Genomic DNA, 22,726 nt, shown 5'->3' on the forward strand with positions numbered 1-22,726 from the left:
GTTGGTCGGTGGAGAGCGAGCGCACGGTCACGTTCCCCGGGGCGGTCAGTTTCGGGCACACGTTGGCGCCGCTTCGCCGCGGGTCGGGTGACCCCTGCTTCCAGGCGTCCGGCGACGGCACGATCTGGCGAACCAGCCTGCTGCAGAGCGGGCCCGTCACCGCCCGGATCAGCCGCGCCGCCGCAAACGCCGCCCATTGCGTGGCGTGGGGCGGCGGCGCGCAGGAGTTCGTCGAGCGGCTTCCCGCGCTGCTGGGCCTCGAGGACGACGCGTCGGATTTCGTGCCGTCGGACCCCACCGTCGCCGCGGCGCACCGGCGCGTCCCGCACCTGCGCCTGGGCCGCACCGGGCAGGTGCTGGAGGCGCTGATCCCCGCGATCATCGAGCAGCGGGTGCCCGGCGCCGACGCGTTCCGGTCGTGGCGCGTGCTGGTGTCCAAGTACGGCTCACCGGCGCCGGGACCGGCGCCCGCGCGGATGCGGGTGCCGCCATCGGCCGAGGTGTGGCGGCACATTCCCTCGTGGGAGTTCCACCGCGCCAATGTCGACCCGGGGCGCGCGCGGACCGTGGTGACCGTCGCGCGGCGGGCCGGCTCGTTGGAACGGCTGGCGTCCCGCCCGCCCGCGCGGGCGCGCGAGGCGTTGATGTCGTTGCCCGGGGTGGGGGAGTGGACCGCCGCCGAAACGGCGCAGCGGGCGTTCGGGGACGCCGACGCCCTGTCGGTGGGTGACTACCACGTTCCCAAGATGATCGGCTGGACGCTGGTCGGCCGCCCCGTCGACGACGCCGGCATGCTCGAGCTGCTCGAGCCCATGCGGCCGCACCGCCACCGGGTGGTGCGGTTGCTGGAGGCCAGCGGGCTGGCGTACGAACCGCGCCGCGGCGCCCGGCTACCGGTGCAACACATCAGCGAGCTCTAAACGTGGTCATGGCCTCGCCGGGGCCGCGTTTTCAGCAACGGCCATCGGGTAACCACTGTCGAAGACGTGACCGTGTTTGAAACGGAGGAAATCGATGACACAGTTCACCATCCCGGGGCTCACCGACAAACAGGGAGCGCGGCTGACCGAACTGCTGCAGAAACAACTGAGCACTTACAACGATCTTCACCTGACGCTGAAGCATGTGCACTGGAATGTGGTGGGGCCCAACTTCATTGGTGTTCACGAGATGATCGACCCGCAGGTGGAGGCGGTTCGCGGTTTCGCCGACGACGTCGCCGAACGCATCGCGGCCCTCGGCGGATCACCGCAGGGCACGCCCGGGGCGATCATCAAAGACCGCACCTGGGACGACTATTCGGTCGGCCGCGACACCGTCCAGGCCCATCTGGCCGCGTTGGACCTCGTCTACACCGGCGTGATCGAGGACATCCGCAAGTACATCGAGGAGACCGAGGAGCTCGACCCCGTCACCCAGGACCTGTTGATCGATCAGGCCGGGAACCTGGAGAAGTTCCAGTGGTTCGTCCGGGCGCACCTGGAGAGCGCGGGCGGGAAGCTGACCCACCAGGGCTCGAGCACCGAGAAGGACGCCGCCAGCAGCGCCCGCGAGTCCTAGCGGCCGTCCTCGACCCGGCCTTCGCGCTCGGCCGCGGCGGTCTCGCGGTTCAGGCGCTGCGCCTCGTAGATCGTGACGTTGGTGCGCGACATCAACAACGCCGCGATGCCGACGGACAGAATCGCCCCGGGCACCACCGAGAACGAACCGGTCATCTCGGCGACCATGATCATGATGGCGAGCGGCGCCCGGGCGACGCTGCCGAAGCACGTCATCATCCCGACGACGACGAACACGCCCGGCTCGTGCGGCACGCCCGGCAGCGCCAGACCCTCGCCGAGCCGCCACACGGCCGCCCCGACGAAGGCGCCGATCACGATCCCGGGCCCGAACAGCCCGCCGGATCCACCGGTGCCGATCGACAGCGACGTGGCGACGATCTTCGCGATCGGCAGCACGACGACGATCCACAACGGGATGGCCAGCAGGGACCGGCGGTCGGCCGCCAGCTGCGCCCAGCCGTAGCCGCTGCTGAGGATCTGGGGGATCAGCAGGCCCAGGAGTCCGACCAGCAGTCCGCCGATCGCCGGTTTGAGCACCGGGCCGCCCGGCAGCCGCCGGGTGAGCCGCACCGCGGCGTGGAAGGTGCGGGCGTAAAGGTAGCCGACCGCGAAGGCGGCCAGGCCGATGACCACGAACCACAGCAGCGGCCACGCCCGCTCGAAGCGGTACTCGGCGTCGATGTAGCCGAACAGCGGATCGAAACCGAGGAAGGCGCCGAGTACGGCGTAGGCCGTGCCGGACGTGATGAACCCGGGCAACAGGCAGCGATAGTCGAAGTCGTCGCGGTAGGTGATCGACGCCGCCAGTACCGCCCCGCCGAGCGGCGCCGCGAAGATCGCCCCGATGCCGGCGCCGATGCCCAGCGCCACCGCGATCCGGCCGTCCTCGTCGGACAGGTGGAGCCGCCGCGCGAGCAAGGAGCAGAAGCCGGCCGAGATCTGGGCCGTCGGCCCCTCGCGGCCGGCCGAACCGCCCGACCCGATGGTCAGGGCGCTGGCCACCATCTTCACCAGCACCGCCCGGAAGCGGATGGCACGCGGATCGCCGTGCACGGCCTCGATGGCTTGGTCCGTGCCGTGGCCCGTGGCCTCGGGGGCGAACTTGGCGACCAAGAACGCCGAGAGCAACGCCCCTCCCGTCGTCACCAACGGGATCGCCCACGCGCGGTGAAACCCGGGGTCACCCCGGCCGCCGCCCTCGCCCACGGGTGTCGGGATGTGGTAGCCGCCCAGGTAGCCGAGCAGAAACTCGCCGGTGTACTTGAGGCCCAGGTAGAAGACGACGGCTCCCAGGCCGGCGACGAAACCGATCGTGACGCCCAGCAGCAACCACTTCTGCAGATAGCCGGACTTCCTGATCGACGCCCCGAATCGGCCGCCCGCCCCGGGAGCCGATGCCACCGGCGCCTCGGTGGGCTGTGGTTCGCCATCCGCTTGTTCGGTCACAGCGCGGGTTCCGCAAGCACCAAGTCATCTTATGCAGCGCCACGGCGGCGCCGCGGGGGAATAACTGGACCGCGGTCCGGTTATACGGGTAGTTCAAACTCACGGAGGTCACATGCCCGCCATCACCGCAAACACGCTGACATTGCCACGCGTCGGCGCCGCCGGCCCCACCGAGACCGAACGCCCCGTGCGGTCGATCACCACCGGGCCGCGAGGCTACGAGGGCGAGGGCTTTCCCGTCGTCCGCGCCTTCGCCGGGGTGAGCGCCGCGGCCCTGGATCCCTTCGTGCACATGGATCAGATGGGTGAGGTGGACTACGAGCCGGGCGAGCCGAGGGGCACGGACTGGCACCCGCACCGCGGGTTCGAGACGGTCACCTACATGATCGACGGCAAGTTCGCCCACCAGGACTCCCACGGTGGTGGCGGCCTGATCACCGACGGTGCGACCCAGTGGATGACCGCCGGGTCCGGGATCCTGCACATCGAGACGCCGCCCGCCGAACTGGTCGAAAGCGGGGGCCTGTTTCACGGCATCCAGCTGTGGGTGAACCTGCCCAAGCGAGACAAGTTCGCACCGCCCCGTTATCAGGCCATCGAGGGCACCGACGCGAGGCTGATCGCCTCCGACGACGGCGGGGCGCTGGTCCGCATCATCGCCGGCGAGGTCGACGGCCATCGGGGTCCGGGCATCACCCACACGCCGATCACGCTCGCGCACGCCACGATTGAAAACGGCGGGCGGCTCAGCCTGCCGTGGCGCCGCGATTTCAACGCGTTGGTCTACGTGTTGTCCGGCGGCGGATACGTCGGCCCGGTCGCTCACCCGATTCGCGCGGGCCAATTGGCGGTGCTCGGCCCCGGTGACCGAATCACCCTGGGCGCCAATCGAGTGCAGGAATCGTCGCGGACGACGGCGATGGACGTGCTGCTGCTGGGCGGCCAACCCATTCGCGAGCCCGTATTCCATTACGGGCCTTTCGTGATGAACTCGCGGGCGGAATTGGTCGAGGCGGTGCAGGACTATCAGGCCGGCAAATTCGGGAGCATTCCGCCAAATGCGCTAATGCCGCACCGGGGCGATGGCACACTTTAACGATGTCGTCAGGGGTGAGCCGCAGGCCAGGACGCCCCCCTGCCGCGAAAGCGGACGAGACGCGACAGCGAATCATGCAGGCCGCCCGCCTGGTGTTCAGCGAACGTGGCTACGACGGCGCGACCTTCCAGGCGATCGCGGCCCGCGCCGATCTGACCCGGCCGGCTATCAACCATTACTTCTCGAGCAAGCGCGCCCTGTATCGCGAAGTACTGGACCAGACCAACGAAGCCGTCATCGGTGTCGGCATAAAAGAGGCGGACCGGGAAACGACGCTGGCCGGCCAGCTGACGGCATTCATCACCTCCGCGGTGCGCGCCAATAACGAGAATCCCGCCGGGTCGGCCCTGATCATCACCGGCGTGCTCGAGTCGCAGCGCCACCCGGAATGGAACACCACCGAAAACGACTCCGTGCGAATCGCGCGGGACTTTCTCACCCGGGTCACCAAGGATGCCATCGAGCGCGGCGAGATCGCCCCCGACGTCGATGCGACGGCGCTGACCGAGGCGCTACTCGTCCTGATGTGCGGGGTGGGTTTGTACGCGGGCTACGTCCAGAGCCCCGAGGCCCTGCTCGCCATCACCGGAGTGTTGCGCCGGCTCGTCGAAGGAGCGCTTCAAAGTCCCGAGTCGCAGCCGGACGTGCAGTGAAGTTGCGCACAAAGCGTATAGGCTAACTAACTTATCCCGGTAACATGGTCGGGTCATGACTGATCTGGACGCGTCGTTACCGCCCTCCTTGAGATCCGCCGGCGACAGCTGGGCCATCACCGAACTCGTCGGTGCCACCGCCCTGGGCGTCGCGGCGGCACGCGCGGCCGAGACCGCCGGGAGCGACCCGCTGATCCGCGACGAGTTCGCGCCGATATTGGTCGCGTCGGCCGGTCCGGCCTGGGCCCGCCTCGCCGACCCCGAACTGGGCTGGCTCGAGGGCGACGACCACGGGCGGCGCGCGCATCGCATCGGCATCGACTACCAGGCCGTGCGCACCCACTTCTTCGACGAGTACTTCGACAGCGCCGCCCGGGCCGGCATCCGGCAGGTGGTCATCCTGGCCGCCGGCCTGGACTCGAGGGCCTACCGTCTCGACTGGCCGGCCGGCACCGCGGTGTATGAGATCGACCAGCCCAAGGTGCTCGAGTACAAGGCGGGCGTCCTGCAGCAGCATGGGGCGGCCCCGAGCGCCCACCGCCGCCCGGTTCCGGTCGACCTGCGCGACGACTGGCCAGCGGCCCTGGCCGCCGCGGGATTCGACCGCGCGCAACCGACCGCCTGGCTGGCCGAGGGCTTGCTGCCCTACCTGCCGAGCGACGCGCAGGACCGGCTGTTCGAGATGTTCACCGCGCTCAGCGCCCCGGGCAGCCAGGTGGCCATCGAGGCGTTCGGCATGAACTCGCGCAGCAATTCGGCGCGCTGGCAGCGGATGCGCGAGCGGCTCGGCCTGGACGTCAACGTCCAGGCGCTGACGTATCACGAGCCGGACCGTTCCGACGCGGACCAATGGCTGACCGACCACGGCTGGCAGGTGCAGATCGTGGACAACCGCGAGGAGATGGCCCGGCTGGGCCGCCCGGTACCCGAAGACCTCACCGAGGAAGCGGTGCGCAGCGTGCTGCTGCGGGCGCGTCTCGGGGAGCCGACCGACTGACTTCCACACCCAAGGAGCAACCCGATGAGCTCATTGCGCACGCACGATGACACCTGGGACATCAAGACCAGTGTCGGCAGCACCGCGGTGATGGTGGCCGCCGCCCGGGCGGTGGAAACCGAGCGGCCCGACGCCCTCATCCGCGATCCGTACGCCAAACTGCTGGTCACCAACGCCGGCGCCGGGGTGTTGTGGGAGCACATGCTCGACCCCGAGGTGGCGGCCAAGATCGAGGCCCTCGACGCCGACTCCGCGGCGCACCTCGAGCACATGCGCAGCTATCAGGCGGTGCGCACGCACTTCTTCGACAATTACTTCAAAGACGCCGTCGCCGCCGGGATCCGGCAGGTGGTGATCCTGGCCTCGGGCCTGGACTCGCGCGCCTACCGCCTGGATTGGCCGGCCGGCACCACGGTGTACGAGCTGGACCAGCCCGAGGTGCTGGCGTACAAGGCCACCACCCTGGCCGAAAACGGCGCGACCCCGTCGGCGGAGCGCCGCGAGGTGGCCATCGACCTGCGGCAGGACTGGCCGGCCGCGCTGCGCGACGCGGGCTTCGACCCGACGGCCCGGACGGCCTGGCTGGCCGAGGGGCTGCTGATGTACCTGCCGGCCGAGGCGCAGGACCGGCTTTTCACCCTGATCGGCGAGCTGAGCCCGGCCGGCAGCCGGGTTTCGGCCGAAACCGCACCCAACCACGCCGACGAGCGCCGGCAGCAGATGCGCGAGCGGTTCCGGAAGGTCGCCGAGGAGCTCGGCATCGAACAGACCGTCGACGTCGGGGAGCTGATGTACCGCGACGACCACCGCGCCGACGTCGCGAAGTGGCTCGACGAACACGGCTGGCGCGCGACGGCCGAGCATTCGATCGACGCGATGCGCCGGCTGGGTCGCCTGATCGAGAACATCCCGATGGCCGACGACACGGACGCGTTCTCCGACTTCGTCATCGCCGAGCGGCTGTAATGCCGCGCGCGCTGGACGATTCCTGGGACATCGCCACCAGCGTCGGAGCGACCGCCGTGATGGTCGCCCTGGCCCGCGCCGCCGAGACCGCCAGCGACCAACCACTCATCCGCGACCCGTTCGCCGAGCCGCTGGTCTCCACACCCGAACTGGCCGGAGTCCGCGAGCAGGTGGCCGCGTGGTGGACGGAACCGGACGGCGATGACTACCCGGGAGACGGGGACTACTCGGTCCGCGCCCAGAACATGATCGACTCGCAGGCGGTGCGGACCCATTTCTTCGATGCGTACTTCGCCGCCGCCGCCCAGGCCGGCATCCGGCAGGTGGTGCTGCTGGCCGCCGGGCTCGATTCCCGCGCCTACCGGCTGGATTGGCCGGCCGGCACCGTCGTGTACGAGATCGATCTGCCCAAGGTGCTCGAGTACAAGACCGAGACGCTCGCCGACTGCGGCGCCACGCCGGCCGCCGACCTGCGGCCGGTACCCGCCGACTTGCGCCACGACTGGCCACGGGCGTTGCGCGACAAGGGTTTTGACGCCGGCCAGCCGACGGCGTGGCTGGCCGAAGGGTTGTTGCCGTTCCTGCCGGCCGCGGCGCAAGAACGCCTGTTCGTCGCGATCGACGGGCTGAGCGCGCCGGGCAGCCGCGTCTCGGTCGAGAACTTCGGCATCGACCCGGCCAAGCGCCGCGAAGCCGAGGCGAGGTTCGCCGAACTGCGCGCCAAGCGCGAGGCACGCGGCCAAGACATCTCGTTCAACCCGTTCGACCTGTGGTTCGAGGACGGGGAGCGGCCCGACTGCGCGGACTGGTTCACGGCCCACGGCTGGAGCACCGGGGTGGTCGACGGGCACGAAGAGGCGCTCCGGCTGGGACGCGACCCGCAGCCCGAGGGCCGGCCGTTTGTGGTCACCTATGTGACCGCTACCAAACCCTGAGCTGCCGCAGCCAGAGCCTTTCTACTGCTCTCCCAACCGGATGGTTAGGATCGCGGTTATCACCCATGAGCGCTTGCGCGGCCAGCGGCGGGCGCCCCTCGGGATGACCGAAGCAGGGGAAGGACAACGATGACCACCGAATCGGTTACACCCAAGACATCCGTCACCAATGGCGCGCCGACCGCGCAGCAGGTCGACGTTCCCGCCACGGTGGCCCGGCTCCGCAAGACCTTCGCCACCGGGCGCACCCGCGACATCGAGTGGCGCAAGCGGCAACTGCTGCAACTGGCCAAGCTGATGGAGGAGAACGAGGCGGCCATCGCCGACGCTCTCGCCGAGGACCTGGACCGCAGCCCGTTCGAGGCGTTCATCGCCGACATCGCCACCACCGCCGGCGAGGCGAAGTACGCGGCCAAGCGGGTGCGCCGGTGGACGCGCCGCCGCTACCAGCTGCTCGAGGTGCCGCAGCTGCCGGGCCGCGGCTGGATCGAATACGAGCCGTACGGCACCGTGCTGATCATCGGCGCGTGGAACTACCCGTTCTACCTGACCCTGGGCCCCGCCGTCGGCGCCATCGCGGCGGGCAACGCCGTGATCCTCAAGCCCTCGGAGATCGCCGCGGCGTCCGCGCACCTGATGGCCGAGCTGGTGCCCAAGTACCTCGACAGCGACGCGATCGCGGTGGTCGAGGGCGACGGTTCGGTCAGCCAGGAGCTGATCGCGCAGGGGCTGGACCGCCTGCTGTTCACCGGTGGCACCGAGATCGGTCGCAAGGTCTACGAGGGCGCCGCGCCCCACCTGACCCCGTGCACGCTCGAGCTCGGCGGCAAGAGCCCGGTGATCGTGGCGGCCGACGCCGACGTGGACGTGGCGGCCAAGCGCATCGCCTGGATGAAGCTGCTGAACGCCGGGCAGACCTGCGTGGCCCCCGATTATGTGTTGGCGGACGCCAAGATTCGCGACGAACTGGTGAGCAAGATCGGCGCCGCCATCACGAAGTTCACCTCGGACAAGCCCAACGGGATGCGGATCGTCAACCAGCGTCAATTCGACCGGATCAGCGGCTACCTCGCCAGCGGGGACGGCAAGGTGGCCGTCGGCGGGGCGTGCGACGCGGCGAGCCTACGCATCCAGCCCGCCGTCGTCGTCGACCCCGACCCGAACGGCCCGCTGATGCAGAACGAGATCTTCGGGCCGGTGCTGCCAGTGGTGACGGTCCAATCCCTGGATGACGCAATACGTTTCATCAACGCGCGACCCAAGCCGCTATCGGCCTACCTGTTCACCAAGACGCGGGAAACCCGCGAGCGGGTGATCAAGGAGGTGCCGGCCGGCGGCATGCTGGTCAACCACTTGGCTTTCCAGGTGTCGACGGCCAAGCTGCCGTTCGGCGGTGTGGGTGCGTCGGGGATGGGCGCCTACCACGGCCGGTACGGCTTCGAGGAGTTCAGCCACCGCAAGTCGGTGCTCACCAAGCCCACCCGGCCCGACCTGTCCAGCTTCATCTACCCGCCGTACACCGAGCGCGCCATGAAGATGGCCCGCAGGATGTTCTGATCATTCGAATCACCTGCTAGGCAGTACTTTTCACACTTAGAGAGGAACCTTATGCCCGGAGTACAGGATCGCGTCATCGTCGTCACCGGAGCCGGCGGAGGGCTGGGCCGCGAATACGCCCTCACCCTCGCCGCCGAAGGCGCCAGCGTCATCGTGAACGACCTCGGCGGTGCGCGTGACGGTACCGGTGCCGGCCACAACATGGCCGACGAGGTGGTCAAGGAGATCAAGGACGCGGGTGGCCGGGCGGCCGCCAACTACGACAGCGTCGCCGACCCCGAGGGCGCCGAGAACATCATCAAGACGGCGCTCGACGAATTCGGCGCCGTGCACGGCGTGGTGAGCAACGCGGGCATCCTGCGCGACGGCACCTTCCACAAGATGACCTACGAGAACTGGGACGCCGTGCTCAAGGTGCACCTGTACGGCGGGTACAACGTGCTGCGCGCCGCGTGGCCGCACTTCCGCGAGCAGAGCTACGGCCGGGTCGTCGTCGCCACCTCCACCAGCGGCCTGTTCGGCAACTTCGGGCAGACCAACTACGGCGCCGCCAAGCTCGGCCTGGTCGGCATGATCAACACGCTGGCGCAGGAGGGCGCGAAGTACAACATCCACGCCAACGCCGTCGCCCCGATCGCGGCCACCCGGATGACCGAGGACATCCTGCCCAAGGAGGTGCTCGAGAAGCTGACGCCCGAGTACGTCGCGCCGGTGGTGGCCTACCTGTGCACCGAGGAAAACCCCAACACCGCTTCGGTTTTCGTGGTCGGCGGCGGAAAGGTGCAGCGGGTGGCGCTGTTCCAGAACGAGGGCGCCAACTTCGACAAGCCGCCCACGGTCGAGGACGTCGCCTCGCACTGGTCGCAGATCGACGACCTCTCGGCGGCCCAGCCGGCCAACTTCAAGCTCGGGTAGCGGTTAGGCAAGCAGTTCGTTGCGCAGGCGGTCCACATCCGCCTGCGCAATGCCCGCGTCCCGCAGGTACGCGTCGAGCGAGCCGTGCGCCTCGTCGATCGCTTGGCGCGCGGCGGCCAGATACTCCGGGCGCACGCCGAGCACACCGTCGGCGAGCCGCGCCTTGGTGAACGTGACGACCTCCGGCGTCAGTTCGACGTCGGAACGCTGCTGGATCATCTCGTAGATGTGGTCCCGCAGCTGGGGTACCGCGGCGTTGCTGCGCAGGTAGTCGGCGACGATGGTGTCGCGATCGACGCCGACCGTTTCCAGCACCGTGGCGATCACGAAACCGGTGCGGTCCTTGCCCGCGAAGCAGTGGGTGAGCACCGGACGCCCGGCCGCCAGCAACGAAAAGACATGCTGCACTGCGCGTTGCGCCCCGTTGCGAAACGGGAATTGCCGGTATTCGTCGATCATGTGCCGGACGGCGGCCTCGTTGACGGCTTCGTCGGATTGGTCGGGATCGTTCTCGAACAGCCGCCGAAACGCGGTTTCGTGTGGCGCCTCGTCCTCACTCGGCTCCTCGTCGCCCAGGTCGGGAAAGGGCAACAAGTGGATCTGGACGCCGTCGGGAACCAGGCCGGGGCCGCGGCGGGCCACCTCGCGTGCGGCGCGCAGGTCGGCGACGTCGGTGATACCCAACTCGCGCAGCGTCGCGCGGCCCTCGTCGTCGAGGCGGCTCAGCTCACCGGACCGGAACAGCCGGCCGGGCCGAAGCCCCGGCGTCTCGTCGGCGACATCGCGAAAGTTCCACGCGCCGGACAGCTCCCGCAGGGTTTCAGTCATGTGCGGTGACCGCCGCGGCGAGCGGGGACTTCTCCCGGCCGATCTCGGCGCGCGCGATGGTCCGCATGTGCACCTCGTCGGGGCCGTCGAACAGGCGCATGGCCCGATGCCAGCCGTAGGACCGGGCCAGCACGGTGTCCTCGCTGACGCCGGCGGCGCCGTGCACCTGGATCGCGCGGTCGATGACATCGCAGGCCACCTGGGGCGCCACCGCCTTGATCTGCGAGACCAGCAAGTGAGCGGCGCGGTTGCCGTGCTGGTCGATGGTCCACGCCGCCTTCTCGCACAGCAGCCGGGCCTGGTCGATCTCGTTGCGCGACTTGGCGATTGCCTCACGCACCACACCTTGCTCGGCCAGCGGCCGGCCGAACGCCACCCGGTTACGGGCGCGGTCCACCATCAGGGCCAGCGCGCGTTCGGCGCCGCCGAGGGCGCGCATGCAGTGGTGGATCCGGCCGGGACCGAGCCGGGCCTGGGCGATCGCGAAACCCCCGCCCTCTTCGCCGAGCAGGTTGGTGACCGGTACCCGGACGTTGTCGTAGATGATCTCGCAGTGCCCGGGCTGGTCCTGGTAGCCGAAGACCGTCGTCGACCGAACCACGTTCACGCCCGGGGTGTCGATGGGCACCAGCACCATCGACTGTTGCTGGTGGCTGGCCGCCTCGGGGTTGGTGCGGCCCATCACGATCAGGATCTTGCAGCGGGGGTCCGCCGCGCCCGAGGTCCACCACTTGCGCCCGTTGATCACGTAGTCGCCGCCGTCGCGCACGATGGAGGTCTCGATGTTGCGCGCGTCGCTGCTGGCGACCGCCGGCTCGGTCATGGAGAAGGCGCTGCGAATCTCGCCGTTCAGCAACGGCTCCAGCCACTGCTTGCGCTGCTCCTCGGTGGCGAACAGGTGCAACGTCTCCATGTTGCCGGTGTCGGGCGCCGCGCAATTGAGCGCCTCGGGCGCGATCTCCAGGCTCCAGCCGGTGAGCTCGGCCAGCGGTGCGTACTCGAGGTTGGTCAGGCCGGACTCGGCGGGCAGGAACAGGTTCCACAGGCCTTGCTCTTTGGCCTTGGCCTTCAGCCGCTCGATGACCGGCGGGACGGTGTGATCGCTGGGGCCGGCCTCGTGCCGGTACTTGTCGTATTCGGCCTCGGCCGGAAAGACGTACTCGGTCATGAAGTCGGACAGTCGCTTGTGGTAGTCGTTGGCTTTGGCCGACATCGCGAAGTCCATGACCGTCACGATAGGACACGTGTCAGGACGGCCCACATGGCGAGCCTCAATGGTTCAACTTCGCGACACTGAAACCTCGCACACGAAACGCCGTGAAGGGTGTGCGTGGTTTCAGTCTCGCGGTGTGGCGGGCGGTCGCGATTCCCGTCGCGCACCATGGAAGCCATGAGTGAATCCCGCCCGCCGTTCCCCCCGTTCACCCGCGAGACGGCGCTGCAGAAGGTGCAGGCCGCCGAGGACGCCTGGAACACCCGCGACCCGCACCAGGTGAGCCTGGCGTACACGCCCGACTCCCAATGGCGCAACCGCGACGAACACGTCGTCGGGCGCGAGGAGATCGTCGCGTTTCTGACCCGCAAATGGCAGCGCGAGCTCGACTACGCGTTGCGAAAAAGCTTGTGGGACTTCCACGACAACCGCATCGCCGTGCGCTTTCAATACGAATGCCGCGATAAGGCCGGACAGTGGTACCGCAGCTACGGCAACGAGCTGTGGGAGTTCACCCCGTCGGGCTTGATGGCCCGCCGCGAGGCCAGCATCAACGACGTGCGGATCGACGAGTCCGAGCGCCGCTACTTCGGGCCCCGCCCGCCGGCGGAGCACGGCCGGGACATCCCGCTCTGGTAGCGGGACGGCCACAACGCCGGCGTGTGACTCCACAACTCGGCGGGCGGTACTGCGCGCGCCGCGGGTAGCGAACCATCGATGAGTTGAACGGCCGCGCCGGGGTATCGGGCCCCGGTCCATCGCACGGCCGGGCCGAAATCCGGCAGGCGTTAAGGTAGCGAAGCGTGCGGCCAGCCAGCGGCACAGTCAAACGGCAGGAAAGTGCGGGAAAGCAGATGTACGCGCCATGACAGATGCGCAGACGACGGTAGGGGTGGTCGCCGAGTCCGCGGCCGACGAACGGCGCGTCGCGCTGGTGCCCAAGGCGGTCGCGTCGCTGATCAGCAGCGGAGTCGCGGTGGTGGTCGAATCGGGAGCGGGCGAAGGCGCGTTGCTTCCCGACCAGCTCTACACCGAGGCCGGCGCCAGCATCGGGGACGCCTGGTCGGCGGACATCGTCGTGAAGGTGGCGCCGCCGACCAAGGAAGAGGTCGCCAAGCTGCGCAACGGCCAGACCCTGATCGGGTTCCTGGCCCCGCGCAACGCCGACAACTCGATCGGCGCGCTCACCGAGGCCGGCGTGCAGGCGTTCGCGCTGGAGGCCATCCCGCGGATCTCGCGCGCCCAGGTCATGGACGCGCTGTCGTCGCAGGCCAACGTCGCCGGCTACAAGGCCGTGCTGCTGGCCGCGTCCGAGTCGACCCGGTTCTTCCCCATGCTGACGACCGCGGCGGGCACCGTGAAGCCGGCCAGCGTGCTGGTCCTGGGCGTCGGCGTGGCCGGCCTGCAGGCGCTGGCCACGGCCAAGCGGCTGGGCGCGCGCACCTCCGGTTACGACGTGCGCCCGGAGGTGGCCGACCAGGTCCGCTCGGTGGGCGCGCAGTGGCTGGACCTCGGGATCGACGCGGCCGGGGAGGGCGGCTACGCCCGCGAACTCACCGAAGCCGAGCGCGCCCAGCAGCAGGAGTCGCTGGAGAAGGCGATCGCCGGGTTCGACGTGGTGATCACCACCGCGCTGGTCCCCGGGCGGCCCGCGCCGCGCCTGGTGACCGCCGCGGCGGTGGAGTCGATGAAGCCCGGCAGCGTGGTGGTCGACCTGGCGGGGGAGACCGGGGGCAACTGCGAACTCACCGAACCCGGACAGACCGTCGTCAAGCACGACGTGACCATCGCCTCGCCGCTGAACCTGCCGGCGACCATGCCCGAGCACGCCAGCGAGCTCTACAGCAAGAACATCACGGCGCTCCTGGACCTGTTGATCACCGACGGCAAACTGGCCCCCGACTTCGACGACGAAGTGATCGCGGCGTCCTGCGTCACTCGAGAAGGAACCTAGACATGTACGACGAGCTGTTGGCCAATCTGGCGATCCTGGTGCTGTCCGGGTTCGTCGGGTTCGCGGTCATCTCCAAAGTGCCCAACACGCTGCACACCCCGCTGATGTCGGGCACCAACGCCATTCACGGGATCGTGGTGCTCGGCGCCCTGGTGGTGTTCGGCGAGGTCGAGCACCCGTCGCTGGCCGTGCAGATCATCCTGTTCGTCGCGGTGGTGTTCGGCACGCTGAACGTCATCGGCGGTTTCATCGTCACCGACCGGATGCTGGGCATGTTCAAGGGCAAGAAGAAGGTGGCGCCCGTCAAGACCGAGGATCTGGCGGCGAAATGAACTACCTCGTCACCGTCCTCTACATCGTTTCGTTCGCCCTTTTCATCTACGGCTTGATGGGCCTGACCGGGCCCAAGACCGCGGTGCGGGGCAACCTGATCGCCGCGGTCGGCATGGCGCTGGCCGTGACGGCGACGCTGATCAAGATCCGGCACACCGAGTCGTGGGTGCTGATCATCGCCGGCCTGGTGGTGGGCGTGCTGCTCGGCGTCCCGCCGGCGCGGTTGACCAAGATGACCGCCATGCCGCAGCTGGTGGCGTTCTTCAACGGCGTGGGCGGCGGCACGGTCGCGCTGATCGCGCTGGCGGAATTCATTGAGACGAGCGGCTTTTCGGCGTTCCAGCATGGTGAGTCGCCGACCGTGCACATCGTGGTGGCGTCTTTGTTCGCCGCGATCATCGGGTCGATCTCGTTCTGGGGTTCCATCATCGCGTTCGGCAAGCTGCAGGAGATCATCTCGGGATCACCGATCGGCTTCGGGAAGGCCCAGCAACCGATCAACGTGCTGCTGCTCGTTGCGGCGGTGGCGGCGGCGGTGGTCATCGGCCTGGGCGCGCATCCCGGCACGGGTGGGGTGTCGCTGTGGTGGATGGTCGGCCTGCTGGCCGCGGCCGGTGTGCTCGGCCTGATGGTGGTGCTGCCCATCGGCGGCGCCGACATGCCGGTGGTGATCTCGCTGCTCAACGCGATGACCGGGTTGTCGGCCGCGGCGGCCGGCCTGGCGCTGAACAACACCGCGATGATCGTGGCCGGCATGATCGTCGGCGCGTCGGGTTCGATCCTGACCAACCTGATGGCCAAGGCGATGAACCGCTCGATTCCCGCGATCGTCGCCGGCGGTTTCGGCGGTGGCGGCGTGGCACCCAGCGGTGACGGCGGCGGCGACAAGCACGTCAAGGCCACCTCGGCCGCCGACGCCGCGATCCAGATGGCCTACGCCAACCAGGTGATCGTGGTGCCCGGCTACGGGCTGGCCGTCGCGCAGGCGCAGCACGCGGTCAAGGACATGGCGTCGCTGCTGGAGGACAAGGGCGTGCCGGTGAAGTACGCGATCCACCCGGTGGCCGGCCGGATGCCCGGGCACATGAACGTGCTGCTGGCCGAGGCCGAGGTGGATTACGACGCGATGAAGGACATGGACGACATCAACGACGAATTCGCCCGCACCGACGTCGCGATCGTCATCGGCGCCAACGACGTCACCAACCCGGCGGCCCGCAACGAGCAATCCAGCCCGATCTACGGCATGCCCATCCTGAACGTGGACAAGGCCAAGTCGGTGATCGTGCTCAAGCGGTCGATGAACTCGGGGTTCGCGGGGATCGACAACCCGCTGTTCTACGCCGACGGGACGACGATGCTGTTCGGGGACGCGAAGAAATCGGTGACGGAGGTCGCCGAGGAACTGAAGGCGCTCTAAACCGGCGGGGCCGGGCGCTGCGGGTCACCGCCAGAGGGTCTAAACCGGCGGGTAGGCGGGCGGCGGGTAGCCGTTGCCGTCGACGACGCCGCGCAGGCCCCACGGGACGTAGCGGAAGAAGAACTCGATCTCGTCGCTCATGTCATAGTCCGGGCTCGGATCCATGAAGACACCCCTCCAGTCGCGACTTGAGCTTTCTTCAGGCGAGTCTAGTCCCATCCTCGTCGGGGTGACACCCGGCGTTTGCCTAAACTGTCCAACCAGTTGATTGATAATTGGACTTGCCCGGCACCCCAGCGTCCCGCCCGGCAGTGACGATTGCGAGTACAGATGCCATCCGAGAACGGACTAACCCGGCGCGAGGAATTGCTGGCCGTCGCCACCAAGCTCTTCGCCGCCCGCGGCTACCACGGCACCCGGATGGATGACGTCGCCGACGTGATCGGCCTGAACAAGGCGACGGTCTACCACTACTACGCCAGCAAGTCGCTGATCCTGTACGACATCTATCAGCAGGCCGCCGAGGGCACGCTGGCCGCCGTCCACGACGATCCATCCTGGACGGCCCGTGAGGCGCTCTACCAGTACACGGTCCGCCTGCTGACCGGCATCGCGGCCAACCCGGAGCGGGCCGCCGTGTACTTCCAGGAGGCGCCCTACATCACCGAGTGGTTCACCGAGGAGCAGGTGGCCGCGGTCCGGGAGAAGGAAACGCAGGTCTACGAGCACGTCCACGGGCTCATCGATCGCGGCATCGCCAGCGGCGAGTTCTACCAGTGCGATTCGCACGTCCTGGCGCTCGGCTACATCGGCATGACGCTCGGCGCCTACCGGTGGTTGCGGCCGAGCGGCCGTCGCAGCGCCAAGGAGATCGCCGCCGAATTCAGCACCGCGCTGCTGCGCGGCCTGATCCGGGATGAGGGGATCCGCACGAGTTCACCCCTCGGGCCCTAGGCTTGCGCGCCCTTCAGGTGCTTGTCCAGGAAGGCGAGCTGGTCGGCCACCACGCGGTCGAAGGCCTCGTCGACGTAGATCGCGAAATGGCCCTCGGGATATACCTTGATCTCCCCGCGCGGGGCCTTGGCCGCGTGGCGCAGCGTCGCCGCCGCGGGGGCCACCGAGTCGGCCTCGCACACGCAGAACAGGATCGGGCAGCCGATGTCGGGGGTGCGGCGCCCGGGCCGATAGGTCATGATTTTCAACGCGATCCGGGCCGCCACGTCCGAAGGGATGTCCGCGCCGTCGGGCACCAGTCGTAAAAAACCCGGGTACGCGTCGGGGGTGGTCATCAGCGCCACCTCGCCCGGTCGCCCCACCGCGGGAACCATCACCGGTGCTTTGCCGAGCCGGGCGGCGAGGAGGTCGCGGGCGGCCAGCGTGCCGACGCGCATGAAGATCAGCGGGTTCAGCGTTCCTATCGACGCCCTGGCGTCGGTGAAGGGGCATTGCACCACGGCGGCGGCGATGTCGGGGTGGCGGGCCGCCGTGGTGATCACATGGCCGCCGCTAAAAGACGTGCCCCACAACGCGATTCGAGCGGTGTCGATTCCGGGGATGGTGCGGGCGTAGGCGACGGCCGCGGCCCAGTCGGCGAGTTGCAGCCCGATGTCGAGCAGTTGGCGTGGGTGGCCCTCGCTGTCACCGAAGTTGCGGTAGTCGAACACCAGGCAGGCGTAGCCGGCCGCGCTGAAGCGTTCGGCGTAGGCGTCCAGGCGCATGGTCCGCACCCCGGCGAGGCCGTGCGCCATCACCAGCAGCGGCGCGGGCCCACTGCCCGGCGGCCGGTAGAGCCAGGCGCTGATCAGATCGCCCCCGGACGGGAACTGGACGTCTTCGCGTTGTGTCATCAGTCAGTCATTCTGCCCGCGTCACCGCGACCGGTCCGCCGGTATGCGCCGCGAATTTAATGGACTACTGTCTAGAAAAGTTTTGAGCGCTCAACGAACGGAGACTCTCATGGCGATCCGCGTCGCGCACGTCGGTACCGGAAACGTCGGAGGGTTGGCGCTCGCCGAACTCATCACCAACCCCCAGTTCGAGTTGACCGCGGTGTGTGTCTCCACCCCCGAGAAGGTCGGTAAGGACGCCGGCGAACTGTGCGGCGTCGGTTTGGAGCCCGGTGTGGTCACCGGTGTCACGGCCGTCTCCGACCTCGACGCCCTGCTCGCCACCCAGCCCGAGTGTGTCGTCTATTGCGCCATGGGCGACACCCGGCTGCCCGACGCGATGGCCGACGTCATGCGCGTCCTGGCCGCCGGCGTCAATGTCGTCGGCTCTTCGCCCGGGCTGTTGCAATACCCGTGGGGCGTGATGCCCGAGAAGTACATCGGCCGGGTCGAAGACGCTGCCAGGCAAGGGAATTCCAGCATTTTCATCAGCGGTGTCGACCCCGGATTCGCGAACGACCTGATCCCGTTCGCGCTCGCGGGGACCTGCCAGCGCGTCGAGCAGGTGCGCTGCATGGAGATTCACGACTACGCCAGTTACGCCGGCGCAGAGGTGATGCATTACATGGGATTCGGCCGACCCATGGACGAAATCCCGATGCTGCTGCAGCCGGGCATCCTGTCCATCGCGTGGGGCACCGCGATCCGTCAGCTGGCGGCCGGGCTGGGCATCGAGGTCGACGAGATCACCGAGTCCTACCAGCGCGAGCCGGCGCCGGAGGATTTCGACATCGCGGTGGGACGCGTCGCCAAGGGCACCGTGGCCGTGCTGCAGTTCGAGATCCGCGGCATGGTCGACGGCCACCCCGCCATCGTCATCGAGCACGTGACCCGGCTGCGGCCGGACCTGCGACCCGATCTGCCCCAGCCCGCGTCCGGCGACGGCTCGTACCGCATCGAGATCACCGGCGAGCCGTCTTATGCCGTCGACATCATTCCGAGCAGCCGCAAGGGCGACCACAACCACGCCGCGATCGCCGGCGCCGCGGGTCGCATCGTCAACGCCATTCCCGCCGTCATCGCGGCACCGCCCGGCATCCGCACGACGCTGGACCTGCCGCTGGTGACCGGCAAAGGCCTTTACGCACCAAGCACTTTGGTGAGCACCTAAATCGAAAGGAGTCCCTGTGGGACGGGTAGAAGGCAAGGTTGCGCTGATCAGCGGGGGCGCCCGGGGGATGGGCGCCGAGCATGCGCGGCTGCTGGCGTCCGAGGGCGCCAAGGTGGTGATCGGCGACATCCTCGACGACGAGGGCAAGGCGGTTGCCGACGAGATCGGCGATTCGGTCCGGTACGTCCACCTCGACGTGACCCAGCCCGACCAGTGGGACGCGGCCGTCGAGACCGCCGTGAGCGAATTCGGCAAGCTCAACGTGTTGGTCAACAACGCCGGGACCGTCGCGCTCGGGCCGCTGAAGAGTTTCGATCTGGCCAAGTGGCAGAAGGTGATTGACGTCAACCTGACCGGAACCTTCCTGGGGATGCGCGCGGCGGTCGAGCCGATGATCGCGGCGGGCGGCGGCTCGATCATCAACGTGTCCTCGATCGAGGGCCTGCGCGGCGCGCCCATGGTGCACCCGTACGTGGCGTCCAAGTGGGGGGTGCGCGGGCTGGCGAAGTCCGCGGCGCTGGAGCTGGCGCCGCACAACATCCGCGTCAACTCCGTGCACCCCGGCTTCATCCGCACCCCGATGACCCAGCATCTGCCCGAGGACATGGTGACGATTCCGCTCGGCCGTCCGGCCGAGTCGCGGGAGGTCTCGACGTTCATCCTGTTCCTGGCCAGCGACGAATCGTCCTACTCCACCGGTAGCGAGTTCGTGATGGACGGCGGCCTGGTGACCGACGTGCCACACAAGGAGTTTTAGCCCGGCGAAGATAGGTGACCGGTCGGCTAACATCGAGGCATGCCGCGTCCCCCGAATCCCGAAGTGCGGAGCCGCCTGCTTGCCGCGGGCCGTGAACTGGTGCACGCGCGGGGATTCTCGGCGAGCGGCGTCAAAGACATCACCGACGCGGCGGGCGTCCCGAAGGGGTCGTTCTACGCGTACTTCCCGAGCAAGGAAGCGTTCGCGGCGGCGATCCTCGAGCATTACTGGACCGACATCGAGGCGCGCCTGCTGCCGATCCTCGACGAAGCCGGGCCGGTGCAGGACCGGATCACCCGCTTCTTCCATGCCCTTGCCGACGAGCACGAGGCCGGCGACTTTTTGCTTGGCTGCCTGATCGGCAACCTGTCGCTCGAGCTGGGCGGTTCGAGCGAACCGGTGCGCGCCGAACTCGTGCGCATCCTCGATCGCTGGGGCGCGGCCCTCACCGACTGTGTGCGGTCCGGACAGGGGCGTTCCGGCGGCGTCCGCCGCGACCTCCCGGCTACCGAACTCTCCTCCCAACTGATCGAGGCGTGGGAAGGTGCGGCCCTGCGAGGCAAGGTGACCCGCAGTAGGGCCCCGTACGACCGATTCGAGGCGACCACGGTCCCGGCGCTCCTGCACTGATGCGGCCGGCGCCGGAATGGTTCAGCCGGCGGCGCTTGTTAAATAGACGACTGGTCATTTATTATCGAGAGGTCCACCCCTTCCGACCCCGAGGACGTGGCATGCCAGAGCCAACCAGAGACGCCGACCCCCAGCAGCCTGAGCTGCCCGCTTCCGGCTTCGTACTCGACCTCGATCGCGCCGCGCTGGTCCTCACCGATCCACAGATCGATTTCCTCAGCCCGGCAGGCGCCGGATGGCAGGTGTTCGGCGACGGCGTCCAGGACAACGACGTCGTCGCCCATATCGGCGAGTTGCTCGACGCCGCGAAGCGGGCGGGCATCACCGTCGCGGTCTCGCCGCACTACTTCTTCCCCACCGACAAGCAGTGGCGGTTCGGTGATCCGCTCGAGAAGTTCATGGACTCCGTCGGCATGTTCGCGCGCCAAAGCGCCTACACGACAGACGGATTCGTGGGCTCCGGCGCCGACTTCCTGCCGGCCTTCCGCACCCACATTCACGACGGCCGGACCGTCATCGCCTCACCCCACAAGATCGTCGGCCCGGAATCCAACGACCTGGTGCTTCAGCTGCGCAAGCGCGGGGTCAGCCAGGTCGTCCTGGCGGGGATGGCCGCCAACCTGTGCGTCGAAGGCCACCTGCGCGAACTCATCGAACAGGGCTTCGAGGTCGCCGTCGTCAAGGACGCCACGGCCGGCCCGCGCCTACCCGAATGCGACGGCTACCTCGCCGCTTTGGTGAATTTCCGATTCCTGGCCAGCGCAGTCTGGACCACGTCCGAAGCCGTCGCCCAGCTGACCAAGCGCGGCGATCCGTCGAAAACAAAGGAGTCCGAACGCCATGGCACCCAATGAAAGTCTCAGTCAACGCAGGTTCGCGCTGAACGACGGAAGCGGCGCGATCCCGGCGCTCGGGTTCGGCACCTCGCTGTCCGACAACACCAAGACCCGTGATGCCGTCAAGACCGCGGTCCAAGCGGGGTTCCGTCACCTCGACGCCGCCGAGCGGTATCGGAACGAAGCCGAGGTCGGCGCGGCACTCAAAGAGCTGTTCGCGCAACGAACGGTCCGCCGCGAGGAATTGTTCGTGACCACCAAGCTGTGGAACAACAACCATCGACCGGAACGGGTGCGGCCCGCCCTGCGGGCCAGTCTGGACAGGCTCGGACTCGACGCGGTCGATCTGTATTTGGTGCATACCCCGTTCGCGTTCAAGCCGGGCGACGACCAAGACCCCCGTGACATCCATGGGGCCGTCGTCTACGACGCCGGGGTCACGCTCGCGGAAACCTGGGCGGCGATGGAAGACCTTGTAGACGAGGGTCTTACGCGGGCGATAGGCCTCTCGGACATCGACGCCGACGGGACCAGAAAGATCCTCGAGACCGCGCGCATCAAGCCGGCGGTCGTGGAAGTCGAGTCGCACCCGTATCACCCCCAATGGGAACTCCACGAAATGCGCGAGACCGACGGCGTCGTCTTGCTGGCATTCGCCTCGCTCGGCCACGCACTGGAACCGCGGCTGCTCGACGACCCTCTCGTCGTATCGATCGCGCGACGACTCGGCAAGACGCCCGCGCAAGTACTTTTGGCCTGGGGCATCCAGCGTGGCAGCGCCGTCCTGACCGCATCCGTTTCACCGGCACGCATTCGCGAGAACTTGGATGTCACAGCGCTTCCCGACAGCGCCATGCGCGAGATCAGCGAACGTCTCGACACTCGGATCCGATTCAACTCCGTTGTGGAGGCGGGCGAACCGGGATTCGCCGAGGTGCCCCGGGGCTAGGGTGGCGGCGTGAGGGCGATGGCCGGCGTCGGCGTGCCGACCCACCTCGCCAGCGTGATCTCCGGTCCCGACGGCGTCATCCGCTGCCGGTGGGCCACCGAAACGGGCCGCGACCTGACCGCGTACCACGATCACGAGTGGGGAACACCGACGCGCGACGAGGCCGTCCTCTTCGAGGCGCTGGCGCTGACGTACTTCGAGAACGGCCTGTCGTGGGCGACGGTGTTCGACAAGCGGGACAACCTGCGCAAGGCGTTCCACCTATTCGACCCGGGCGCGGTCGCAGCAATGACGCCCAACGACGTCGAACGGTTGATGGCCGACACCTCGATCATCCGCCATCGAGGCAAGATCGAAGCCACGCGGCACAACGCCCGCCTGTTGTCGACACAGTCGCTGGCGCGTCTGGCCTGGCAGCATAAACCCCGCAGGCACCATCGGCTGCGAACCTTCAGCGATGGCCGGATGGTGAGTCCGGAATCGCACCAGCTGTCAACGGCGTTGCGAGAAGCGGGTTTTCGCATGGTTGGGCCGGTGGTCGCCCACTCGTTCATGCAGACCGTCGGGATTGAAAACGGTCATTTCGAGGGCTGTTTCCGGGCTCCGGCGTGAGGTGCTATAA

The 22,726-nt window shown here is 68.3% G+C and carries 25 protein-coding genes; 20 read left to right on the plus strand and 5 right to left on the minus strand.

The genetic code is table 11. The annotated features are described in order from the left end of the window. Positions 1-8 precede the first annotated feature (8 nt). A complete protein-coding gene (locus A5680_RS20470) occupies positions 9-920 on the plus strand; it encodes a DNA-3-methyladenine glycosylase (RefSeq protein WP_055404638.1) in 912 nt (303 codons plus the stop codon). 94 nt (positions 921-1,014) lie between these two features. Then, the gene (gene dps, locus A5680_RS20475; protein ID WP_055404639.1) at positions 1,015-1,560 is read left to right on the plus strand and encodes a DNA starvation/stationary phase protection protein Dps; all 546 of its coding nucleotides are present in this window, start codon (positions 1,015-1,017) and stop codon (positions 1,558-1,560) included. Here dps and A5680_RS20480 read toward each other — a convergent pair. Further along, positions 1,557-3,008 (minus strand): chloride channel protein, encoded by a 1,452-nt coding sequence (locus A5680_RS20480; RefSeq protein WP_156669728.1) that lies wholly within the window; start codon positions 3,006-3,008, stop codon positions 1,557-1,559. The two genes, dps and A5680_RS20480, sit on opposite strands and share 4 nt — an antisense overlap. 112 nt (positions 3,009-3,120) lie before the next feature. Here A5680_RS20480 and A5680_RS20485 point away from each other — a divergent pair, with 112 nt between their 5' ends. The 7 genes from A5680_RS20485 (at position 3,121) to A5680_RS20515 (ending at position 10,127) form a co-directional block, all read left to right on the plus strand. Then, positions 3,121-4,104: a pirin family protein gene (locus A5680_RS20485; RefSeq protein WP_067822585.1), complete on the plus strand. Its 984-nt coding sequence runs from the start codon at positions 3,121-3,123 to the stop codon at positions 4,102-4,104. 2 nt (positions 4,105-4,106) lie between these two features. Beyond that, positions 4,107-4,757: a TetR/AcrR family transcriptional regulator gene (locus A5680_RS20490; protein WP_067822588.1), complete on the plus strand. Its 651-nt coding sequence runs from the start codon at positions 4,107-4,109 to the stop codon at positions 4,755-4,757. A 55-nt stretch (positions 4,758-4,812) separates the two neighbouring features. Then, a complete protein-coding gene (locus A5680_RS20495; RefSeq protein WP_067822591.1) occupies positions 4,813-5,754 on the plus strand; it encodes a class I SAM-dependent methyltransferase in 942 nt (313 codons plus the stop codon). A 33-nt stretch (positions 5,755-5,787) separates the two neighbouring features. Beyond that, the gene (locus tag A5680_RS20500) at positions 5,788-6,720 is read left to right on the plus strand and encodes a class I SAM-dependent methyltransferase (protein WP_156675185.1); all 933 of its coding nucleotides are present in this window, start codon (positions 5,788-5,790) and stop codon (positions 6,718-6,720) included. After that, positions 6,720-7,655: an SAM-dependent methyltransferase gene (locus A5680_RS20505; RefSeq protein WP_067822596.1), complete on the plus strand. Its 936-nt coding sequence runs from the start codon at positions 6,720-6,722 to the stop codon at positions 7,653-7,655. Before A5680_RS20500 ends, A5680_RS20505 begins: the two co-directional genes overlap by 1 nt. Positions 7,656-7,784: 129 nt before the next feature. Further along, positions 7,785-9,212, plus strand: a complete 1,428-nt coding sequence (locus tag A5680_RS20510) for an aldehyde dehydrogenase family protein (protein WP_055405139.1) — start codon at positions 7,785-7,787, stop codon at positions 9,210-9,212. A gap of 51 nt (positions 9,213-9,263) precedes the next feature. After that, positions 9,264-10,127, plus strand: coding sequence for an SDR family oxidoreductase (locus A5680_RS20515; protein WP_067822599.1), 864 nt, complete (start codon positions 9,264-9,266; stop codon positions 10,125-10,127). 3 nt (positions 10,128-10,130) lie between these two features. Here A5680_RS20515 and A5680_RS20520 read toward each other — a convergent pair whose 3' ends face one another. Both A5680_RS20520 and A5680_RS20525 read right to left on the minus strand, forming a co-directional pair. Beyond that, positions 10,131-10,955 carry a tyrosine-protein phosphatase gene (locus A5680_RS20520; protein ID WP_055405137.1) on the minus strand — a complete coding sequence of 275 codons (825 nt, stop codon included), beginning with the start codon at positions 10,953-10,955 and terminating at the stop codon, positions 10,131-10,133. Continuing rightward, positions 10,948-12,168, minus strand: coding sequence for an acyl-CoA dehydrogenase family protein (locus A5680_RS20525; RefSeq protein ID WP_055405143.1), 1,221 nt, complete (start codon positions 12,166-12,168; stop codon positions 10,948-10,950). The genes A5680_RS20520 and A5680_RS20525 overlap by 8 nt, the downstream gene beginning before the upstream one ends. Positions 12,169-12,345: 177 nt before the next feature. Here A5680_RS20525 and A5680_RS20530 point away from each other — a divergent pair, with 177 nt between their 5' ends. The 4 genes from A5680_RS20530 to A5680_RS20545 all read left to right on the plus strand — a co-directional run bounded on the left by A5680_RS20530 (position 12,346) and on the right by A5680_RS20545 (position 15,875). Beyond that, the gene (locus A5680_RS20530; RefSeq protein WP_067822669.1) at positions 12,346-12,807 is read left to right on the plus strand and encodes a nuclear transport factor 2 family protein; all 462 of its coding nucleotides are present in this window, start codon (positions 12,346-12,348) and stop codon (positions 12,805-12,807) included. Between the two features lie 226 nt (positions 12,808-13,033). After that, positions 13,034-14,122, plus strand: coding sequence for a Re/Si-specific NAD(P)(+) transhydrogenase subunit alpha (locus A5680_RS20535; protein WP_055405135.1), 1,089 nt, complete (start codon positions 13,034-13,036; stop codon positions 14,120-14,122). A 2-nt stretch (positions 14,123-14,124) separates the two neighbouring features. Then, on the plus strand, positions 14,125-14,454 hold the full coding sequence (locus A5680_RS20540) for an NAD(P) transhydrogenase subunit alpha (RefSeq protein ID WP_055405134.1): 330 nt from the start codon (positions 14,125-14,127) through the stop codon (positions 14,452-14,454). Further along, positions 14,451-15,875: an NAD(P)(+) transhydrogenase (Re/Si-specific) subunit beta gene (locus A5680_RS20545; RefSeq protein WP_067822602.1), complete on the plus strand. Its 1,425-nt coding sequence runs from the start codon at positions 14,451-14,453 to the stop codon at positions 15,873-15,875. The genes A5680_RS20540 and A5680_RS20545 overlap by 4 nt, the downstream gene beginning before the upstream one ends. A 39-nt stretch (positions 15,876-15,914) precedes the next feature. Here the strand turns inward: A5680_RS20545 and A5680_RS25905 are convergent, their stop codons facing one another. Then, on the minus strand, positions 15,915-16,040 hold the full coding sequence (locus A5680_RS25905) for a hypothetical protein (protein WP_156349705.1): 126 nt from the start codon (positions 16,038-16,040) through the stop codon (positions 15,915-15,917). Between the two features lie 165 nt (positions 16,041-16,205). Here A5680_RS25905 and A5680_RS20550 point away from each other — a divergent pair, with 165 nt between their 5' ends. After that, positions 16,206-16,829, plus strand: a complete 624-nt coding sequence (locus A5680_RS20550; protein WP_055405132.1) for a TetR/AcrR family transcriptional regulator — start codon at positions 16,206-16,208, stop codon at positions 16,827-16,829. Here the strand turns inward: A5680_RS20550 and A5680_RS20555 are convergent. Next, entirely contained in the window at positions 16,826-17,722 is an 897-nt protein-coding gene (locus tag A5680_RS20555) for an alpha/beta hydrolase (RefSeq protein ID WP_055405131.1), read from the minus strand. The two genes, A5680_RS20550 and A5680_RS20555, sit on opposite strands and share 4 nt — an antisense overlap. 109 nt (positions 17,723-17,831) lie before the next feature. Between A5680_RS20555 and A5680_RS20560 the strand changes: the two genes are divergently transcribed. The 6 genes from A5680_RS20560 (at position 17,832) to A5680_RS20585 (ending at position 22,716) form a co-directional block, all read left to right on the plus strand. Beyond that, positions 17,832-18,932: a diacylglycerol kinase gene (locus tag A5680_RS20560; protein WP_055405775.1), complete on the plus strand. Its 1,101-nt coding sequence runs from the start codon at positions 17,832-17,834 to the stop codon at positions 18,930-18,932. A gap of 16 nt (positions 18,933-18,948) precedes the next feature. Then, positions 18,949-19,689 (plus strand): glucose 1-dehydrogenase, encoded by a 741-nt coding sequence (locus A5680_RS20565; protein WP_067270071.1) that lies wholly within the window; start codon positions 18,949-18,951, stop codon positions 19,687-19,689. 39 nt (positions 19,690-19,728) lie between these two features. Further along, complete coding sequence (locus tag A5680_RS20570) at positions 19,729-20,319, plus strand: TetR/AcrR family transcriptional regulator (RefSeq protein WP_067822605.1); 591 nt, start codon at positions 19,729-19,731, stop codon at positions 20,317-20,319. Positions 20,320-20,420: 101 nt separating this feature from the next. Continuing rightward, positions 20,421-21,173, plus strand: coding sequence for a cysteine hydrolase (locus tag A5680_RS20575; protein WP_067822608.1), 753 nt, complete (start codon positions 20,421-20,423; stop codon positions 21,171-21,173). Then, complete coding sequence (locus A5680_RS20580; RefSeq protein ID WP_067822611.1) at positions 21,160-22,104, plus strand: aldo/keto reductase; 945 nt, start codon at positions 21,160-21,162, stop codon at positions 22,102-22,104. The genes A5680_RS20575 and A5680_RS20580 overlap by 14 nt, the downstream gene beginning before the upstream one ends. Positions 22,105-22,122: 18 nt before the next feature. After that, the gene (locus tag A5680_RS20585; protein WP_067822672.1) at positions 22,123-22,716 is read left to right on the plus strand and encodes a DNA-3-methyladenine glycosylase I; all 594 of its coding nucleotides are present in this window, start codon (positions 22,123-22,125) and stop codon (positions 22,714-22,716) included. The last annotated feature ends 10 nt before the right edge of the window (positions 22,717-22,726 follow it).

The sequence above is a fragment of the Mycobacterium sp. E2989 genome, from assembly GCF_001667595.1.
GTDB lineage: Bacteria > Actinomycetota > Actinomycetes > Mycobacteriales > Mycobacteriaceae > Mycobacterium.

What these genes read in the sequence shown, in the direction of transcription:
- A5680_RS20515 (WP_067822599.1), top strand. Translation starts at nt 9,264, where the DNA reads ATGCCCGGAGTACAGGATCGCGTCATCGTCGTCACCGGAGCCGGCGGA.
- A5680_RS20585 (WP_067822672.1), top strand. Translation starts at nt 22,123, where the DNA reads ATGGCCGGCGTCGGCGTGCCGACCCACCTCGCCAGCGTGATCTCCGGT.
- A5680_RS20495 (WP_067822591.1), top strand. Translation starts at nt 4,813, where the DNA reads ATGACTGATCTGGACGCGTCGTTACCGCCCTCCTTGAGATCCGCCGGC.
- A5680_RS20550 (WP_055405132.1), top strand. Translation starts at nt 16,206, where the DNA reads ATGCCATCCGAGAACGGACTAACCCGGCGCGAGGAATTGCTGGCCGTC.
- A5680_RS20530 (WP_067822669.1), top strand. Translation starts at nt 12,346, where the DNA reads ATGAGTGAATCCCGCCCGCCGTTCCCCCCGTTCACCCGCGAGACGGCG.
- dps (WP_055404639.1), top strand. Translation starts at nt 1,015, where the DNA reads ATGACACAGTTCACCATCCCGGGGCTCACCGACAAACAGGGAGCGCGG.
- A5680_RS20575 (WP_067822608.1), top strand. Translation starts at nt 20,421, where the DNA reads ATGCCAGAGCCAACCAGAGACGCCGACCCCCAGCAGCCTGAGCTGCCC.
- A5680_RS20570 (WP_067822605.1), top strand. Translation starts at nt 19,729, where the DNA reads ATGCCGCGTCCCCCGAATCCCGAAGTGCGGAGCCGCCTGCTTGCCGCG.
- A5680_RS20525 (WP_055405143.1), bottom strand. Translation starts at nt 12,168, where the DNA reads ATGTCGGCCAAAGCCAACGACTACCACAAGCGACTGTCCGACTTCATG.
- A5680_RS20560 (WP_055405775.1), top strand. Translation starts at nt 17,832, where the DNA reads ATGGCGATCCGCGTCGCGCACGTCGGTACCGGAAACGTCGGAGGGTTG.
- A5680_RS20545 (WP_067822602.1), top strand. Translation starts at nt 14,451, where the DNA reads ATGAACTACCTCGTCACCGTCCTCTACATCGTTTCGTTCGCCCTTTTC.
- A5680_RS25905 (WP_156349705.1), bottom strand. Translation starts at nt 16,040, where the DNA reads ATGGATCCGAGCCCGGACTATGACATGAGCGACGAGATCGAGTTCTTC.
- A5680_RS20490 (WP_067822588.1), top strand. Translation starts at nt 4,107, where the DNA reads ATGTCGTCAGGGGTGAGCCGCAGGCCAGGACGCCCCCCTGCCGCGAAA.
- A5680_RS20555 (WP_055405131.1), bottom strand. Translation starts at nt 17,722, where the DNA reads ATGACACAACGCGAAGACGTCCAGTTCCCGTCCGGGGGCGATCTGATC.
- A5680_RS20520 (WP_055405137.1), bottom strand. Translation starts at nt 10,955, where the DNA reads ATGACTGAAACCCTGCGGGAGCTGTCCGGCGCGTGGAACTTTCGCGAT.
- A5680_RS20485 (WP_067822585.1), top strand. Translation starts at nt 3,121, where the DNA reads ATGCCCGCCATCACCGCAAACACGCTGACATTGCCACGCGTCGGCGCC.
- A5680_RS20510 (WP_055405139.1), top strand. Translation starts at nt 7,785, where the DNA reads ATGACCACCGAATCGGTTACACCCAAGACATCCGTCACCAATGGCGCG.
- A5680_RS20580 (WP_067822611.1), top strand. Translation starts at nt 21,160, where the DNA reads ATGGCACCCAATGAAAGTCTCAGTCAACGCAGGTTCGCGCTGAACGAC.
- A5680_RS20535 (WP_055405135.1), top strand. Translation starts at nt 13,034, where the DNA reads ATGACAGATGCGCAGACGACGGTAGGGGTGGTCGCCGAGTCCGCGGCC.
- A5680_RS20540 (WP_055405134.1), top strand. Translation starts at nt 14,125, where the DNA reads ATGTACGACGAGCTGTTGGCCAATCTGGCGATCCTGGTGCTGTCCGGG.
- A5680_RS20505 (WP_067822596.1), top strand. Translation starts at nt 6,720, where the DNA reads ATGCCGCGCGCGCTGGACGATTCCTGGGACATCGCCACCAGCGTCGGA.